Annotated in this window: 1 protein-coding gene; it reads right to left on the minus strand. The window is 37.9% G+C overall.

The features are described from left to right. Positions 1–256 (minus strand): catalase (locus SB717_RS37555; RefSeq protein WP_410908226.1); only part of this gene is annotated, 256 nt, incomplete at both ends.

The raw sequence follows: 256 nt of genomic DNA on the forward strand, positions 1-256 counted from the left end.
GTTTTCTTTGAAGGATTAGTAAGAAAATCTGCTTTCGTATATGTTTCTAAAGATTCATAAAGCTGAAAATAACCATGAGCGCCAACCCCGCGTGCATGAACAATCCTTTCGGGAATTCGTTCGTGATCAAAATGGGTCATTTTCTCGCGAAAGTGGAAATCCTCCATTAAGGTTGGGCCTCTTAAGCCCATCTTTAAAGAAAATTCATCTTCAGCTATTTTTACCCCTTGATTTGTTGTTAAAGCATGTTTGCATT

Source organism: Priestia sp. SIMBA_032 (genome assembly GCF_046535215.1).
Classification (GTDB): Bacteria; Bacillota; Bacilli; order Bacillales; family Bacillaceae_H; genus Priestia; species Priestia aryabhattai.